The following is a 16,440-nucleotide window of genomic DNA, read 5'->3' on the forward strand; positions in this document are numbered from 1 at the left end:
GACCGCAAACCGGCCCCCATATTCCGGCGTTGCACCGTGCCCTAACTGAACTGGCCACCACACCGACACAAGCGCCGACATAATCGCCGGCCACCCTGTTGCCCATGTCCGATATCGCCGCTTCCTCGCAATCTCCGTCCCCCGTTGCCGTCGTCAAGCCGGGGCAGCGCTACGCGTTCGACGGCACGCACGGCTCGTCCGACGCGCTCCTGATCGCCCGCTACCGCGAGGCCGCGCGCGCCGGCGCCGCCCGTGCGCCGCTGCTGGCCGTGATCTGCGCTAGCGCCGTGGACGCGCAGCGCCTTGCCCAGGAGATTCCGTTCTTCGCGCCCGAGGCGCGCGTACGGCTGTTGCCCGACTGGGAGACGCTGCCGTACGACACGTTCTCGCCGCACCAGGACCTCGTTTCCGAGCGCCTCGCGACGCTGCACGATCTCGGCGAAGGCCGCTGCGACGTTCTCATCGTACCGGCCACCACGGCGCTCTACCGCATGCCGCCCGCCTCGTTCCTCGCGGCCTACACGTTCTCGTTCTCGCAGGGCGAGCGCCTCGACGAAGCGAAGCTCAAGTCGCAGCTCACGCTCGCGGGCTACGAGCACGTGAGCCAGGTGGTGCGCCCGGGCGAATACTGCGTGCGCGGCTCGCTCATCGACCTCTTTCCGATGGGCTCGCCGCTGCCCTACCGCATCGACCTGTTCGACGACCAGGTCGACTCCATCCGCGCGTTCGATCCGGACAGCCAGCGCAGCCTCTATCCCGTGAAGGACGTACGCCTGCTGCCGGGCCGCGAGTTCCCGTTCGACGAAGCCGCGCGCACGGCATTTCGCAGCCGCTGGCGCGAGGTGTTCGAGGGCGATCCGAGCCGCGCGACGATCTACAAGGACATGGGCAACGGCGTGCCGTCGGCGGGCATCGAATACTACCTGCCGCTCTTTTTCGAAGAGACGGCGACGCTCTTCCACTATCTGCCGCAAAACGCCCAGCTGGTATTCACGGGCGACCTCGATGCCTCGATCCGCCGCTTCACGAACGACACGAAGCAGCGCCACAACTTCCTCTCGCACGACCGCGAGCGGCCGATCCTGGAGCCGCAGCGCCTCTTCCTGACCGACGAGGACTTCTTCACGTTCGCGAAGCCCTTCGCGCGCCTCGTGCTGCCCGCCACGAGCGCGGGCGGCTGGGCCACGGCGCTGCCGAACCTCGCGATCGACCGTCACGCCGACGACCCGCTCGCATCGCTGCGCGCGTATCTCGACACGACGAAGAACCGCGTGCTGTTCGCGGTGGAATCGGCGGGCCGGCGCGAAACCATCGCGCAGCTGCTCGCCGACAACCATTTGCGCCCCGCGGGCGCGGACAGCTTCGAGGACTGGCTCACCAGCGACGAGCGTTTCACGATGGGCGTGGCGCCCCTCACCACGGGCTTCGCGCTGCCGGGCGAGGAACTCGCGGTCATCACCGAGACCGAGCTTTACGGTCCGCTCGCGCGCCGTGCCGGGCGCCGCCGCCAGGAACAGGCGAGCAACGTCGATTCGATGGTGCGCGACCTTTCCGAGCTGAAAGTGGGCGATCCGGTGGTCCATGCGCAGCACGGCATCGGCCGCTATCACGGCCTCGTGACGATGGACCTCGGCGAAGGCGACACCGAGTTTCTGCACCTCGAATACGCAAACGGCAGCAAGCTCTACGTGCCGGTATCGCAACTGCATGTGATTTCGCGCTACAGCGGCGCCGACCCCGACAGCGCGCCGCTGCATGCGCTCGGCTCGGGCCAGTGGGAAAAGGCGCGCCGCAAGGCCGCGCAGCAGATCCGCGACACGGCCGCCGAGCTTTTGAACCTCTACGCACGCCGCGCCGCGCGCGAGGGCCACGCGTTCGCGCTCGAGCCGCGCGACTACGTCAAGTTCGCGGAGAGTTTCGGCTTCGAGGAAACGCCCGACCAGGCCGCCGCGATCGCCGCTGTGATCGGCGACATGACTAGCGGCAAGCCGATGGACCGCCTCGTGTGCGGGGACGTGGGCTTCGGCAAAACGGAAGTGGCGTTGCGCGCGGCGTTCATCGCCGTGATGGGCGGCAAGCAGGTGGCGATCCTCTCGCCCACCACGCTGCTCGCCGAGCAGCACACGCAAACCTTCACTGACCGCTTTTCTGAATGGCCCGTGCGCATCGCCGAGCTTTCGCGCTTCAAGTCCGCGAAGGAAGTGAGCGGCGCGATCCAGCAGATCAACGAAGGCACCGTCGATATCGTGATCGGCACGCACAAACTGCTTTCGTCCGATGTTCAGTTCAAGCGCCTCGGGCTCGTCATCATCGACGAGGAGCACCGTTTCGGCGTGCGCCAGAAGGAGGCGCTCAAGGCGCTGCGCGCGGAAGTCGACGTGCTCACGCTCACCGCCACGCCGATTCCGCGTACGCTCGGCATGGCGCTCGAAGGCCTGCGCGACTTCTCCGTGATCGCGACCGCGCCGCAAAAGCGCCTCGCCATCAAGACGTTCGTGCGCCGCGAGGAAGACAGCGTGATTCGCGAGGCCATGCTGCGCGAACTCAAGCGCGGTGGCCAGGTGTACTTCCTGCACAACGAGGTCGAGACCATCGAGAACCGCCGCGCGATGCTCGAAGCGCTCGTGCCGGAAGCGCGCATCGCCGTGGCGCACGGCCAGATGCACGAGCGCGAACTCGAAACCGTGATGCGCGATTTCGTGGCGCAACGCGCGAACGTGCTGCTCTGTACGACGATCATCGAGACCGGCATCGACGTGCCGACCGCGAACACGATCCTCATCCACCGTTCCGACAAGTTCGGTCTCGCGCAGCTGCACCAGTTGCGCGGCCGCGTCGGGCGTTCGCACCACCAGGCGTACGCGTATTTGCTCGTGCACGATCCGCAAGGCCTAACGAAGCAGGCGCAACGCCGGCTCGAAGCCATTCAGCAGATGGAGGAACTCGGTTCTGGCTTTTATCTGGCGATGCACGACCTCGAGATTCGCGGCACGGGCGAGGTGCTCGGCGACAAGCAGTCGGGCGAGATCCAGGAAATCGGCTTCCAGCTGTATACGGACATGCTCAACGACGCCGTGAAGGCGCTCAAAGACGGCCGCGAGCCCGATCTCAACGCGCCGCTCGCGGCGACCACCGAGATCAACCTGCACGCGCCCGCGATCCTGCCTGCCGACTATTGCGGCGACGTGCAGGAACGCCTGTCGCTCTACAAGCGGCTCGCGAACTGCGAGCACGACGATTCGATCGATGGCATTCAGGAAGAGCTGATCGACCGCTTCGGCAAGATGCCGGCGCAGGCGCATGCGCTGATCGAAACGCACCGCCTGCGTCTGGCGGCCAAGCCGCTCGGCATCACGAAGATCGATGCGGGCGAAGCGGTCATTGGCCTGCAGTTCGTGCCGAATCCGCCAGTGGACGCCATGCGCATCATCGAGATGGTGCAGAAGCACAAGCACATCAAGCTCGCGGGACAGGACAAGCTGCGCATCGAAACGCGCAGCCCCGATCTCGCGGTGCGCGTGGCGACCGTGAAGGAAACGTTGCGCGCGCTCGGCGCGCCCAACCGCGCTGGCGCATCGCGCTGAACGCTGCAACAGCGGGGTCGCGGCAGATGCGATGCTGCGACGCGGCATCGCCTGTTAACGACCGGCAAGCGCAATGGAGCGTTGCGCTTGCCGGCTTCAGGCGCTTTGGCTTGCCGCATTCTTTTTGGGTAAGATGAAGAATACAAGCAAGCTGGAGTCCAACATGTCCCTCGCCGCTGAAACAGCGCAAACGTCCACGCCTTGCGCCTCGCTTCCCGCCTCGCTCCCCTGGGTCACCCGCCTGGTTTCGATGGATACGGTCAGCCGCCATCCGAATCTCGGCCTGATCGAGACGGTGCGCGACGATCTGCGCGCGCGCGGCATCGAGTCGACGCTCACCTATGGCCGCGACGGCAAATGGGCCAACCTGTTCGCGACGATCCCCGCGCACGACGGCGAGACCAACGGCGGCATCGTGCTCTCGGGCCACACGGACGTCGTGCCCGTGGACGGCCAGAAATGGGACAGCGACCCATTCAAGCCCGAGATTCGTGACGGCCTGCTTTATGGCCGCGGCACCTGCGACATGAAGGGTTTCATCGGCGCGGCGCTGACGCTCCTGCCCGAGATCCAGCAGACGAAACTGGCGAAGCCCCTGCACCTCGCGCTCTCGTTCGACGAGGAAGTGGGCTGCGTAGGCGCGCCGCTCATGATCGAAGAGCTCGTGAAGCGCGGCGTGAAGCCCGAAGGCTGCATCGTGGGCGAACCCACCAGCATGCGCCCCATCGTCGCGCACAAGGGCATTAACGCGTACCAGTGCTGCGTGCGCGGCCAGGCCGCCCATTCGTCGCTCACGCCGCGCGGCCTTAACGCGATCGAGTACGCGGCGCGCCTCATCTGCTACATCCGCGACATGGCCGACGAGTTCCGCGCGAACGGTCCGTTCGACGAGCTTTACGACGTGCCGTTCACGACCGCGCAGACGAGCACGATCGAAGGCGGCAACGCCATCAACACGGTGCCGGCCGAATGCCGCTTCGCGTTCGAGTTCCGCAATCTGCCGACGCTCGACCCCGAGACGATCTTCGCGCGCATCGAGCAGTACGCGCGCGAAACGCTCGTGCCGAAGATGCAGCGCGAGCACGCAGTGGGCGCGATCGAGTTCACGAAGATCGCCGCCGCACCAGGCCTCGACGCCACCGAGCAGGCCGCGATCACGCAGCTCGTGCGCGCGCTCACCGCCGACCAGGCGCGCCGCAAGGTGGCCTATGGCACCGAGGCGGGCCTCTTCTCACGCGCCGGCATTCCGAGCGTGGTATGCGGGCCCGGCGACATCCAGCAGGCGCACAAGCCCAACGAATACGTCTCGCTCGAACAGCTCGCGGCCTGCGAAGGCTTCCTGCGCAAGCTCGTGCACGGCATGTCCGTCGAAGCCCGGGCACAGTAACCATCCGGACGCGCGCCACCATGTCCACCGCCGCGCCGCTGCCCACCAGTCACACGATCGACGGTGAGGCGATCCCCACGCTCGACGAGATCGCCTCGCAGCATTTCGCGCTCGCGCCGTGGGTGCTGCGCACGCCGGTGTTCGATCGTCACGATCTGTCCACGCTCGAAGCGACCCTCGTGAACTTCAAGTTCGAGCTGCTGCAGTCGAGCGGCAGCTTCAAGGTGCGCGGCGCGTTCACGCATCTGCTCGCACTCGACGCCGCGCAACGCAGCGCCGGCGTCACGTGCGTTTCGGGCGGCAATCACGCGATTGCGGTGGCCTATGCGGCGATGCGCCTCGGTATCAGCGCGAAGGTCGTGCTCTTTCGCACCGCGAGCGCGGCGCGCGTCGCGCAGTGCAGGCGCTTTGGCGCGGAAATCGTCGTGGCGGGCAACAGCAGCGAGGCGTTCGAGATCGTGCGCCGCATCGAGACCGACGAGGGACGCTATTTCGTGCATCCCTTCAACGGCTATCGCACGGTACTTGGCACGGCCACGCTCGGCTACGAATGGGCCACCCAGGCGCCCGATCTCGACGCGGTCGTAGTGCCCATCGGCGGCGGCGGGCTCGCTGCGGGCGTCGCCACCGCTTTGCGGCTCGCGAATCCGCGCGTGCGCGTGTATGGCGTCGAGCCCGAGGGCTCGGACGTGATGAGCCGCAGCTTCGCCGCGAACCACACGGTGCGCCTGACCCACATGCACTCGATCGCCGACTCGCTCATGGCGCCGCATGCGGAGCAATACAGCTATACGCTGTGCCGCCGCCATCTCGAGCGCGTCGTCACGGTCACCGACGACGCCTTGCGCAGCGCCATGCGCGTGCTCTTCGAGCAACTCAAGCTCGCCGTGGAGCCCGCTTGCGCCACCGCCACGGCGGGCTTGCTCGGACCGCTGCGCGACACGCTGCAAGGCAAGCGCGTAGGCGTGCTGCTGTGTGGCACCAACACCGACCCGGCGACCTTCCACCAGCAGATCTCTCTCGCGCGCTAACGCGGCGCACGCGCCGTGGGCACGCCTCGTGCGTTCGCGGGGACTTCGTCGCCGGTCCCCGGCAAACCGTCAGGGAATGTCAAATTGCTACCGCGATACGGACGCGTTCGCTATGATTGCGCCAATACGCCGTATTGACCCCAGCCCCGTGCTGCGCCATTCAGGGAGAGCCCGCTCATGAGCATCGTCCAGGAGTTCAAGGAATTCGCCGTCAAAGGCAACGTGATGGATCTCGCCGTGGGTGTGATCATCGGCGGCGCGTTTTCGAGCATTGTCAACTCGATCGTGAAAGACCTCATCATGCCGGTCATCGGCGTGATCACGGGCGGCCTCGACTTCTCGAACATGTTCGTGCGACTCGGCCACATTCCGGCCAGCTACAAAGGCAACCCCGAGTCGTACAAGGATCTGCAGACCGCGGGCGTGGCCGTGTTCGGCTATGGCTCGTTTATCACCGCGGTGATCAACTTCGTCATTCTCGCGTTCATCATCTTTTTGATGGTGAAGTTCATCAACAAGCTGCGCCAGCCGCAAGCCGCCGCGCCCGCCGAGCCGCCGCCCACACCCGAAGACGTGCTGCTGCTGCGCCAGATCCGCGACTCGTTGCAGAACAATCCGCGCTGATCCGCACGCAGCGTCCGGACAAAAGCCCGCGCCGCCGCAAGGCCGCGCGGGCTTTTTTGTGCCCGGATCCACGCAGGGTCAGGGACGCGGCGCGGCGGAATCGGGCTCGGCCGCCGTGCTGCGCGCGGCTGCGGCCTCTTCAATGAGCCGTTCGAGCTGCTCGAAGTTGACGGGTTTCGTGAGATGCGCGGTGAAGCCCGCTTCGACGCTGCGGCGCACGTCGTCGTCGGTGCCGAAGCCGGTAAGCGCAACGGCGGGCGCCGTTGATTGCGCACGAAACGCCCGGATGAAGTCGATGCCCGAGCCATCCGGCAGGCCGATGTCGCTCACCACGAGGTCAAAGGCCATGCTGGCCGTGAGCGCGAGCGCGCCGGCCACGCTGCCCGCCACCGCCACCTCGTGGCCGCCCGCACGCATCAGCTGCGACATCACTTCGGCGGTGTCCTCGTGATCCTCGATCAGCAGGATGCTCAGCGCGCCCACCCGCTGCGGCCCGCGCGGCTCGGCGGTCGCCGCGGCCCCCTCGCCCCGCGCCGCAGTCGGCAGGACGATGGTGAAGGTCGCGCCACAATGCGCGCCGGGGCTCTTGGCGCTCACATTCCCGCCGTGCGCCTCGGTCAGCGCCCGCGTCACAGCAAGGCCCAGACCGAGTCCGCCGAATTGGCGCGTGAGATTGTGGCTGCCCTGCTCGAAGGCATGAAAGAGCTTGCCAATCTGCTCGGGCGCGATGCCGATGCCCGTGTCCTCGACCTCGATTTCCACCTGCATGCGCTCGTCGCGCGTGCGCACATAAATGTGGCCGCCGTCGGGCGTGAACTTCGCGGCGTTGCGCACGAGATTCCAGAGCATCTGCTGCAGGCGCGCGCGGTCGCCGCGCACGTAATGCTGCTGCGCGCGCAAATCGACGTGGACGTCCTGCTGCTTGATCTGAATTTCGCTGTGGAAGAGTTCGAGCACGGCCTCGATCACCTCGTGCACGTCGACGGTCTCGAGCGCAAGGCTGAGCTTGCCGTTGGCCACGCGCGTGAGATCGAGCAGGTCGTCGATCAGACGCGCCTCGAGCTCGATATTGCGGCGGATCATCAGCACGCCCGCGCGCGCCGCATCGGGCAGGCCCGGGATCTGCTCCAGCAGACGCGTGCCCGCGAGCACCGGCGTAAGCGGCGTGCGCAGTTCGTGCGAGAGCATGGCGAGGAAGCGGTCTTTCGCGCGGTTGGCTTCTTCGGCGGTCTGCCGCGCGGCCTGCTCTGAGGCGAGCAGGCGCTCGCGCTCCTCGGTCGCTTCGCGCTGTGCATCGATGTCAGTGCAACTGCCGAACCATTTGTTGACGCCGCCGCGCGGGTCGCGCATCGGAACAATTCGGACATCGAACCATCGGTAGAGACCATCGTGGCGGCGAATCCGCAACTCGTGGCGATAATCGGCGGCGCCGCTGCTCACGGCCTTGAGCCACGTGCGGCGAATCTCCTCGCGATCGCCGGCATGCACGGCGTCGAGCCAGGCGAGACCGTGCGACTGCCCCGCGTCGAGACCCGTGTAGTCGAGCCACTGCTTCGAGACGAAGTCGCAATTGCCGTCCGAGCCGCAGGTGAGCACGAGGTGCGGCAAGGCTTCGGAGAGCGTGCGGTAGTGCTCTTCGCGGTCGCGCAGCAGCAGCGCTTCGTCGGAGGCGCGCTGCAGCGCCACCTGCGAGAGCACGCGCGCGACGGCTTCAGGCAGATAGTCGAGATAGTCGCCCGATTTCGGCACCACGTCCGAGACGCCCGCGCGCAACGCGGCGATCACGCGGGATTCGTCGGTGAAGCCGGTCACGAGAATGGCCGGCACACGCACGTCGTCGGCACGCAGGCGGCGGAAGAAGTCGAGGCCCGTTTCCGCGCCATCGAGCTGATAGTCGAGCACGAGCACATCGGGCGTCTGCACAGCGAGCAGCGCGCGCGCCTCACCGACACCCGTGCAGGTGTCCACGCGCGCACCGGCGCGCAGCAGCGATTTGCGGGCGAGGCGCAGGATGCCTTCGTCGTCGTCGACGACCAGCACCCGCGCGCCGTCCAGCATCGTGGGTTCCTCGGTCATGCGCGAAGCATCCCTTTGGGCACGGGTCCCGTTCGTCGCCGTTCTTCCCGCCGTTGTTCCCGCCGTTGTTCCCGCCGTTGTTCCCGCCGTTGTTCCATTCGATTGCCAATGGGTGATGAATCCATGCGTGATGCATGCGTAATGCGTTATTGGGCGCCGGCCGGCCGCGCCTGGACCAGGCGATGTCCCGGCGGCAGCTTGACGACCTGGAGAAAGAAGCCGAGCCGGCGAACGGCCTCGATGAACGCGTCATATTCGACCGGTTTCGTGATGTACACGTTGCAGCCGAGCTCATAGCAGCGTTCGATTTCGCGCGGGTCGTCGGTGGTCGTGAGCACGATCACCGGCACCGACGCCGTGGCGGGCTCCGCTTTCAGGCGCCGCAGCACCTCGAAGCCGTCCACGCGCGGCATGCGCAGGTCGAGCAGCACGACAAAATTGCCGAGCGCGTCGCGCGACGGCCAGTGCGCGGCCGCACCCGGGTTATCGCCCGGCGTGCCGAAAAAGTAATCGAGCGCGTCCTGGCCGTCGCGAAAGCGCAGAAAGCCATTCGAGATCCCCGACCGCCGCAGGTTACGCTCGACCAGCGTGGCATGCCCGTCGTCGTCTTCGATCAGCACGATGCTGACCTGTTCCCCGTTCGTCATCTCGACTCTCCTACGTCCTGCATGAACTTTTTAAGACTTGTTGAAAGCTTGCCGCGCAGCGCGCGCCTGAATACCCGCTATGCGGTGCGCAACGGTTGGTCCGGCAGTGCGACGAAGAACGTCGAGCCCGCGCCCTCGGTCGATTCGACCCAGACGCGCCCGCCATGCCGCTCCGCTATCCGCCTGGCGAGCGCGAGGCCGGTGCCCTGCCCCGGCGATTCGCCGCCGTGCAGCCGCTGAAAGGCGCGAAACAGCTTCGGGAGATACGCCTGCGCGATACCGACGCCATTGTCGCGCACAAAATAAGTCCGCGTACGTTCGCCAGGCTCTCCGCCCGCTGTTTTTTCGGGGTCCTTTCCCGCGCTTTTGCCGGGTTCGCCAGCGGATTGCGCGCCGGCCTCCAGCGCGCCGATCTCGACCCGGCCCGGGCGCGCGGGATCGAGATGCTGCAGCGCGTTCTCGATGAGGTTGCCGAAGATCTGCTCGAGCGCGGCCGGATCGCCCCACGCGGGCGGCAACTCTCCCACTTCGATGCGCGCGGCCTTCGCGCGTTCCTCGGCGAGGCCGCCGAGCACGCGCTCGACGAGCCGCGCGACATTGACGCGCTGCCAGCGGTATTCGAGGCGTCCGGCGCGCGAGATGCGCAGCAGCGCGTCGATGATGGCGGCCGCGCGCGCCACGGCCTGACGCAGGAATTTCAGCGATTCGTCGACATCGCCGTCGAGCACTTCGGCCATCGCGCGATATTCGTGTTCGGGCAGCCCCGCCGCGTCGACCTGCGCGCGCAAGTCGTCGCACGATACCTGCAGTTCCTTCGAAAAGCCCTGCAGGTTCACGAGCGGCGAGCGCAAATCGTGCGAGACGCTGTAGATGAACATCTCGTTGTCCTGACTCTCCTGGCGCAAATGCTCGTTGGCGCTCGCGAGATCCGCGGCGCGCGCCTGCAGTTGCGCCTTCAACGCGGCTTGCTCGCGCTCGGCCACGCGCAGCCGCGCGCTGGTCTGATGCAGCACCGCATCGAGCGCCGCGATTTCGTCGCCGCCGGAGAGCGGCGGCGCGAGCGGCGCGCCATCGCCCAGACGCTGGGCGTTCGCGCCGAGTGCGGCGAGGCGCACGCCCACATTGCGCGCAAACGCCATGGCCGTGAACGCCCAGATCAGCATCGAGCCCACCACGGCGAAAATCAGCGCGTCCTGCTGGCGCTCGCGCGTCTCGCGCAGCATCGCCGCGCGGGCCTCGTCGAGCCGCGTCTCTTCGGCGATGAACTCGCCGAGCACCTCGCGCACCGTCTCGATCTCGGGCGGCATGCCGTTGGCCGCCGCACGCGCAAACGGCGCGCTATGCCCCGTGCGCAGCGCATCGGCGACATCCCCCGCTTCCTTGCGCCATGCATAGGCGGCGTCGCGCATGCGCTCGACGCGCGCGAGCTGGGGCGGATTGTCGGCGACCATGCGCGCGAGCAGCGTGATGCGGTCGGAGAACTCGGTCCAGACGGCGTGGCGATCGATGAAGGAAGGGTCTTCGAGCACGATGCCGGTGCGCACGCGCGCGGCTTCGCGCAGCAACGGGTCGACGAGACTGTTGGCTTGCCAAAGGATTTGCTGCGTGTTCTCGGCGCGTTTGGCCGCGAGCGCGGCCTTTCCCTGCGTGTCGAATACGACGCCGAGCAGCGCCAGTTCGACGACGCTCGGAATCGCGATCAGCAAGAGCCCCTTGGCGAAGAGTTTCATGTCGGTCTGGTTGGGTGGCGGGTCTGGGCGGCGCGCCGTGCTTTTCGCCATGCGTTTTGCAAGCTCTCGCGCCGCGTCCGCCCTCGCGAAACCAGCCAGCTGGAGGCGCCTCGGGCAACCGCGGACACCAGAACCGCAACATTATCTGCGCGATTTTTGAGGATGACAATGTATGTGACACCCCACACCTCGCGTCGTGGAAAACCCGCTTTTTTGCGGCAATTCGCCACACCGAGCGCACACACAGGTCTATTATTGAGACGGAGACAAGCGAGAGAGCGCCGGGATATCTACATGAGCGCGACGTGCGATCCGGCATGGCGTTTGCGAACGCGATGAGGGTTTTGAAACAGGGGCAGCAAGCCGCGCCGCGCAGGCCGGATCGCTTCAGGCGGTCCGCGCGCCGTTAAAGCGGACCGTCCCTATCTCTATCCTCATGAAGACAGCAAATCCGTGTGCTATAAAGGATCGACGTGCGGCGCACCAGTCCGGGAGTGGTCGCATGGGAACGCTGCGTGTACTGCAATCCACCTTTTTCAGGCGAATTTTTATGTCCTTCCCGAAAAAGCGCAAACGCGTCAAGGCAGACGGCGATGAGTCATTTCTCGCCGTGCTGAGCCACTTCAAACCGTTCGGCCAACTCGATACCAAGATCGCGCGTGCGCGCGCGCAGGACGAGCCCGTGCTCTATGCGCATATCCTGCCGGGGCTCGACGTGCTCCTGTGCAGCGTGCGCGGTGCGCAGCCGCCCTATCCGGGCACGAGCGAGTTACGCAAGCGCTGCATCGAATCGATCGCTCATGCGCTCGAGCAGCCGATCGAAGGCCTCGAGAACGGCGGTTACTGGTACGAGGCGGACGGCTTCGGCTTCCTCGTGTTCGCGAGCCGCGCGCGCGGCCGGGTCCTGCCCGAGTTCGGCGCGGCGCGTCCGACCATGACCACCCGGCGCGTGACGCGCCGCCAGGACGCCGCCGGCGACACGGCGCCGCGGTCGTTGCGCTAGGGCGCGCTTCCAACGAAGTTCACGACGCCACTGCGCCGGGTCGATTGACCCGGCGCAGTGTTTTTCACGTCCGCTTCCCGAATCAGCTTCCCTTGTAGAGGGGCTCCTGCCCTTGCGTCGGCTTGCCCGCCGAGGCCGGCGACGGCGCGCTGCGCGCTGCCGGGCCCGCTTTCGCGCCCTTGTCGGCCTTATCGCCCTTATCGCCCTTATCGCCCTTATCAGCCTTGCCGGCCTTGTCAGTCGCCGCAGCCGCGCTCGCGCCCGTGCCTGCGCTGCCGAGGTCGGGCTTTGGCAGCGCGTGCATTTTCTGGCCCGGCGGCGGCGCCACGGGATGCTGATGCATCTGCGCGAACAGCGCATCGCACGGCAGCGGCTTGTTGTTGCTCGGCGCGATGAGCGGAATCAGCGCGGCGAACGGGTTGATCAGCCCGAGCCCGATCATGGCGCCGCCGCGCAGCGCAAGCGCCGTCGCATCCACGCCCACGTGCGGGTTCTTGAAAGTGCCCTTGACGTAGAGAGGCGAGCGCAACGTGAAGATGCGGAAGCCCTTGGTATGCGGATGGACCTTCATGTTCATCGACTCGTCGCGCAGATCGATCGGGCCGTCGATGTCGATCACGGCGTCGTCGGTGTCGAGCGCGAATACGCGCGGATCTAGCACGCCGTTGGTGGCGACGAAGTCGGCCGCGGCGCAATTGATTTTCACGTCGCGCGAGCCGAACAGCTTTTCGTAGACCACGTTCGCCACATTCAGGCCCGCCGCCTCCATGAGCAGCATGCTGATCGTGCCCTGGGTGACAAGCAGCTTCACCTCGCCGTTCGAGGTCGCAGCGAGCGCCGCCGGCGAGTTGCCGGTCGCCGTGAGCGAAGCGTCGCCGTTGATCTCGCCGAGCGCCGACTGCATCGTCTTGAAGCTCGGGAAGAGCTGCTTGAGCTTCAGGTGGCGCGCCTCGAGCGTGCCGCGCGCCTTGAGCGGCGCGCCGCTGCCGTCCAGGTTCAGCCGCGTGCCGAGCGTGCCGCCCGCCACGCCGAACTGCAGCGGGTCGAGCACGAGCACGCCGTTCGTCATCATGACGTGCGTGTACAGGTCCTGGACTGGCAGGCTGCCCTGCTTGATGATGCGCCGGCCCGTGAACTTGACGTCGGCGTCGATGGCGTTCCAGCGGTCGGTGCGGAACTGCTCGACCGGAATGACGCGATCGGCCGGTTGGGCCGCGGCGTCGCCGCGCTTTTTCTTGCTCGCACCGCTGTCGGCGCCGATAATCGGCGCGAGGTCCGAGAACTGCAGCAGGTTCGAAACCAGTTCGCCGGTCAAAAGCGGCCGTGGCGTGCGTTGCTTGTAGACCACCGTGCCGTTCAGATCGCTGCCGCCGACGCGCCCAGTGAAGTTCTCATAGCGGAACACGCTCGCGCCGCGCTTGAAATTGCCGACGAAGCGGCCTTCGGTGGCGTAGGGCGGCGTTTCAGGCAGCGTCACGCCGGTGAGGTTGTAGAGATGCGCCAGGCTTTGCCCCTGCAGCCACAGGCGCAGATCGACGGCGGCCAGATGCATGGGGTCGGTGAGCGTGCCGACCAGCGCGATGTGCATGTCGCCCACGCGCACGTCGGCCTGGATCGGGAACGGGCGCTTCGCGTCCTGCAGGGCGAGCACGCCGCCGATTTTGCCGTCGCCAGAGAGCGCCGTCTTGCCATACGTGCCCTTGATCGTCCAACCGATTGCGTAGAACGGCTGTTTCATGGGCGGCTGCGCGGACGCCGCGCCCGAGCCCGCCACAGCGCCGCTGGCACCGCTCGCAGAGAGCGTCGGCGAGCCGGCTGCAGGCGCGCTCGTTGCGCTCGAGGTGCCCGTGTTTGTGCCGGCAACACTCGCGGCAGCCGGCACGCCCGAAGCCGACGCGCCGCTAGCCTCGGCCGCGCTGGCGGCCGCCGCCTCCGAAGCCTGCACCTTGTTGGCCTGCTGCGTCAGCCGGTTCGCGCCCGCCCGCCCGATCACCTGCGCAGAACCTTGGCGCGAAGCCGCTTCCTGCTCCTCCATCACCTTGCCGATCGGGATGCCGTGCCCGAGCAGACTTACCCCGATCTTCACGTCGGTTTTCGTCTGCTGGTCGCTCACGGCGATATTGCCGGTCGAGAACGTGATGTCGTGCAGATTGAGCCGCCATGTCGACGGCCCGCTCGAGGCGGGCAGTTTGAAGGTCCAGTTGTTGCGTCCGTCGACGAGGCGCTCGACGTCGATCGACGGATTCACGAGATTGATCGCCGGAATGACGATGTCGTGCGCGAGCAGCGGCAGCACGGCCACTTCAAAGTCGATTTCGTCGAGCGTGGCGAAGTGCGGGGACTTCGTCCAGTCGGGATTGGCGATCTCGATCTGCGTGGCGGAAAAACGCGGCCAGGGCACCCACGCGCGCCAGCCGGTTTCGCCGGGCGGCCGCTGCCAGCCCACCTTCAGATCGCCTTCGATCGCGAACGGCCGGCCGATGGCCTCGGTGACCTTCTCGTTCACGTAGGGTTTGGCGCGGTTCCAGTCGAACGTCAGGATGAAGACGACGAGCACGGCAATCAACACGACGACAACCGCGACGAGCCATGCGATGATCCTGGCGAGCGTGCGGCCAAGGCTGAAGTGCTTGGGCTGCGGTGACGTCATGCCTGCTCCACGTTATGCGTTGTTGTATCCCTGCTATGTTGCAATACCGCAAGAGCAGTCAGCGTGCCCGGTGACATCGGCATGAAACTGCGTCGCACGACCTGTATTCCGGCCCTGTTTGCAATCTTTCAATGGTAAAGCACAACCCACTTTCCCTGCCCCACGCCGATGGCGCGCCGCTCGTCGACGCGCAGCGGATTGCCCGGCGCGATGCGCAACGCGGCCAGTGGCTGCTGCATCCCACCGATTTCGCGCTCCAGGCGGGCGAGCGCGCCGTGCTGACGGGATCGTCCGGCTCCGGCAAGAGTGTGTTCCTGCGCGCGCTCGCGCTGCTCGACCCGCTCGATGGCGGCGACGTGCGCTGGCACGGCGAAGCGGTTACGCGCGGGCGCATTGTCCACTATCGGCGGCATATTGCGTACCTGCGGCAGCGGCCTGCCCTGCTCGACGGCAGTGTCGAGGAGAATCTGCGCTACCCCTACACGCTGGCGGTGTACCGCGATGTGCGATTCGACCCGGCGCGCGCCGGCGCGCTGTTCGCCGCCACCGGCCGTTCCAGCGACTTCCTCGCGCGCGACACCGCCCAGCTGTCGGGCGGCGAAGCGCAGATCGTAGCGCTCGTGCGCGTGCTCCAGCTCGACCCCGAAGCACTGCTGCTCGACGAACCGACCGCGTCTCTCGACCCGGAATCGGCGCGCGCCGTCGAAGCGCTCGTGACTGGCTGGTTCGAGGAGGCGCGCACCGCGCGCGCCACGGTCTGGGTCTCGCACGATCCCGCCCAGGCACAGCGCGTGGGCGCGCGGCATCTGACGATGCGCGCGGGTGTGCTCGAAGAACCCGCCACGCGCACGACATTCGCGCAGGGAGCCGCACAATGAGCCCCGGCGTGCTGCAGAACCTGGGCATCGGCGACGTCGCCATCGCGGCGCTGCTCGTCTTCGTCAACGGCGCGGTCTCCGTGCTGCTCAAGCTCGACCTCGAACGCAAGCTGGCGTGGGCGGCGGTGCGCACCGTCGTGCAGCTGCTCGCGATCGGTTACGTCCTCGGCTGGGTGTTCGCGTTCGACCGCTGGTATGTCGTGCTGCCCCTCATGGCGCTGATGACGCTGATCGCCGGCTTCGCGGGGGCGCAGCGCGGCGCACGCACCTATGGCGGGCAGCGCGCGGACAGCATCGTGTCGATCTGGGTGAGCGCGTGGCTCGTGGCGGCAGTCGGGCTCTTCGTGGTGATCCGCATCCGGCCGTGGTACGAGCCGCAATATGCGATTCCGATCCTCGGCATGATTCTCGGCAACACGCTGACGGGTGTGTCGCTCGGCGTGGAGCGGATGATGCAGGAGCTGACCGCGCGGCGCGATCGTGTGGAGAGCGCGCTCGCACTGGGCGCCACCCGCTGGGAAGCCGCACAGGCAAGCGCCCGCGAGGCCGTGCGCGCCGGCATGATTCCGACGCTCAACCAGATGGCCGTGGTCGGCGTGGTGAGCCTGCCCGGCATGATGACCGGCCAGGTGCTTGCGGGGCAATCGCCGCTACAGGCGGTGCGCTATCAGATCGTGATCATGTTCCTGATCGCGGCCTCGTCGGCGCTCGGCACAGTGGGCGCGGTGCTGCTCGCGTACCGGCGGCTCTTCGCGCCGGAGCATCGCTTTCTCGTTGCGCGGCTCATCGAGCGCAAGACGCGCGCTTGACGCCTCGGCGGCATGAGCGGC

The 16,440-nt window shown here is 67.0% G+C and carries 11 protein-coding genes; 7 read left to right on the plus strand and 4 right to left on the minus strand.

Features of this window, described 5'->3' with window-relative positions:
• Positions 1 to 104 precede the first annotated feature (104 nt).
• The 4 genes from mfd (at position 105) to mscL (ending at position 6,626) form a co-directional block, all read left to right on the plus strand.
• Complete coding sequence (mfd, locus tag M3I53_RS00425; RefSeq protein WP_254314030.1) at positions 105 to 3,584, plus strand: transcription-repair coupling factor; 3,480 nt, start codon at positions 105 to 107, stop codon at positions 3,582 to 3,584.
• A gap of 163 nt (positions 3,585 to 3,747) precedes the next feature.
• Positions 3,748 to 4,971 carry an acetylornithine deacetylase gene (gene argE / locus M3I53_RS00430; RefSeq protein ID WP_254314031.1) on the plus strand — a complete coding sequence of 408 codons (1,224 nt, stop codon included), beginning with the start codon at positions 3,748 to 3,750 and terminating at the stop codon, positions 4,969 to 4,971.
• 20 nt (positions 4,972 to 4,991) lie between these two features.
• The gene (locus M3I53_RS00435; protein WP_254314032.1) at positions 4,992 to 6,002 is read left to right on the plus strand and encodes a threonine/serine dehydratase; all 1,011 of its coding nucleotides are present in this window, start codon (positions 4,992 to 4,994) and stop codon (positions 6,000 to 6,002) included.
• A gap of 177 nt (positions 6,003 to 6,179) precedes the next feature.
• A complete protein-coding gene (mscL, locus tag M3I53_RS00440) occupies positions 6,180 to 6,626 on the plus strand; it encodes a large conductance mechanosensitive channel protein MscL (protein ID WP_254314033.1) in 447 nt (148 codons plus the stop codon).
• Positions 6,627 to 6,704: 78 nt separating this feature from the next.
• Here mscL and M3I53_RS00445 read toward each other — a convergent pair whose 3' ends face one another.
• From M3I53_RS00445 to M3I53_RS00455, 3 genes are all read right to left on the minus strand, one after another.
• Complete coding sequence (locus tag M3I53_RS00445) at positions 6,705 to 8,702, minus strand: response regulator (RefSeq protein WP_254314034.1); 1,998 nt, start codon at positions 8,700 to 8,702, stop codon at positions 6,705 to 6,707.
• 146 nt (positions 8,703 to 8,848) lie between these two features.
• Positions 8,849 to 9,349, minus strand: coding sequence for a response regulator (locus M3I53_RS00450; protein ID WP_254314035.1), 501 nt, complete (start codon positions 9,347 to 9,349; stop codon positions 8,849 to 8,851).
• A 77-nt stretch (positions 9,350 to 9,426) separates the two neighbouring features.
• A complete protein-coding gene (locus M3I53_RS00455; protein WP_254314036.1) occupies positions 9,427 to 11,079 on the minus strand; it encodes an ATP-binding protein in 1,653 nt (550 codons plus the stop codon).
• 502 nt (positions 11,080 to 11,581) lie between these two features.
• Between M3I53_RS00455 and M3I53_RS00460 the strand changes: the two genes are divergently transcribed.
• Positions 11,582 to 12,082, plus strand: a complete 501-nt coding sequence (locus tag M3I53_RS00460; protein ID WP_028206958.1) for a hypothetical protein — start codon at positions 11,582 to 11,584, stop codon at positions 12,080 to 12,082.
• An 82-nt stretch (positions 12,083 to 12,164) separates the two neighbouring features.
• Here M3I53_RS00460 and M3I53_RS00465 read toward each other — a convergent pair whose 3' ends face one another.
• On the minus strand, positions 12,165 to 14,732 hold the full coding sequence (locus M3I53_RS00465) for an AsmA family protein (RefSeq protein ID WP_254314037.1): 2,568 nt from the start codon (positions 14,730 to 14,732) through the stop codon (positions 12,165 to 12,167).
• A gap of 131 nt (positions 14,733 to 14,863) precedes the next feature.
• Here M3I53_RS00465 and M3I53_RS00470 point away from each other — a divergent pair, with 131 nt between their 5' ends.
• Both M3I53_RS00470 and M3I53_RS00475 read left to right on the plus strand, forming a co-directional pair.
• On the plus strand, positions 14,864 to 15,610 hold the full coding sequence (locus M3I53_RS00470; protein WP_254314038.1) for an ATP-binding cassette domain-containing protein: 747 nt from the start codon (positions 14,864 to 14,866) through the stop codon (positions 15,608 to 15,610).
• On the plus strand, positions 15,607 to 16,419 hold the full coding sequence (locus tag M3I53_RS00475) for an ABC transporter permease (protein ID WP_254314039.1): 813 nt from the start codon (positions 15,607 to 15,609) through the stop codon (positions 16,417 to 16,419). Before M3I53_RS00470 ends, M3I53_RS00475 begins: the two co-directional genes overlap by 4 nt.
• Positions 16,420 to 16,440 lie beyond the last annotated feature (21 nt).

The organism is Paraburkholderia sp. CNPSo 3272, from assembly GCF_024206495.1.
In the GTDB taxonomy this organism is placed as follows: Bacteria; Pseudomonadota; Gammaproteobacteria; order Burkholderiales; family Burkholderiaceae; genus Paraburkholderia.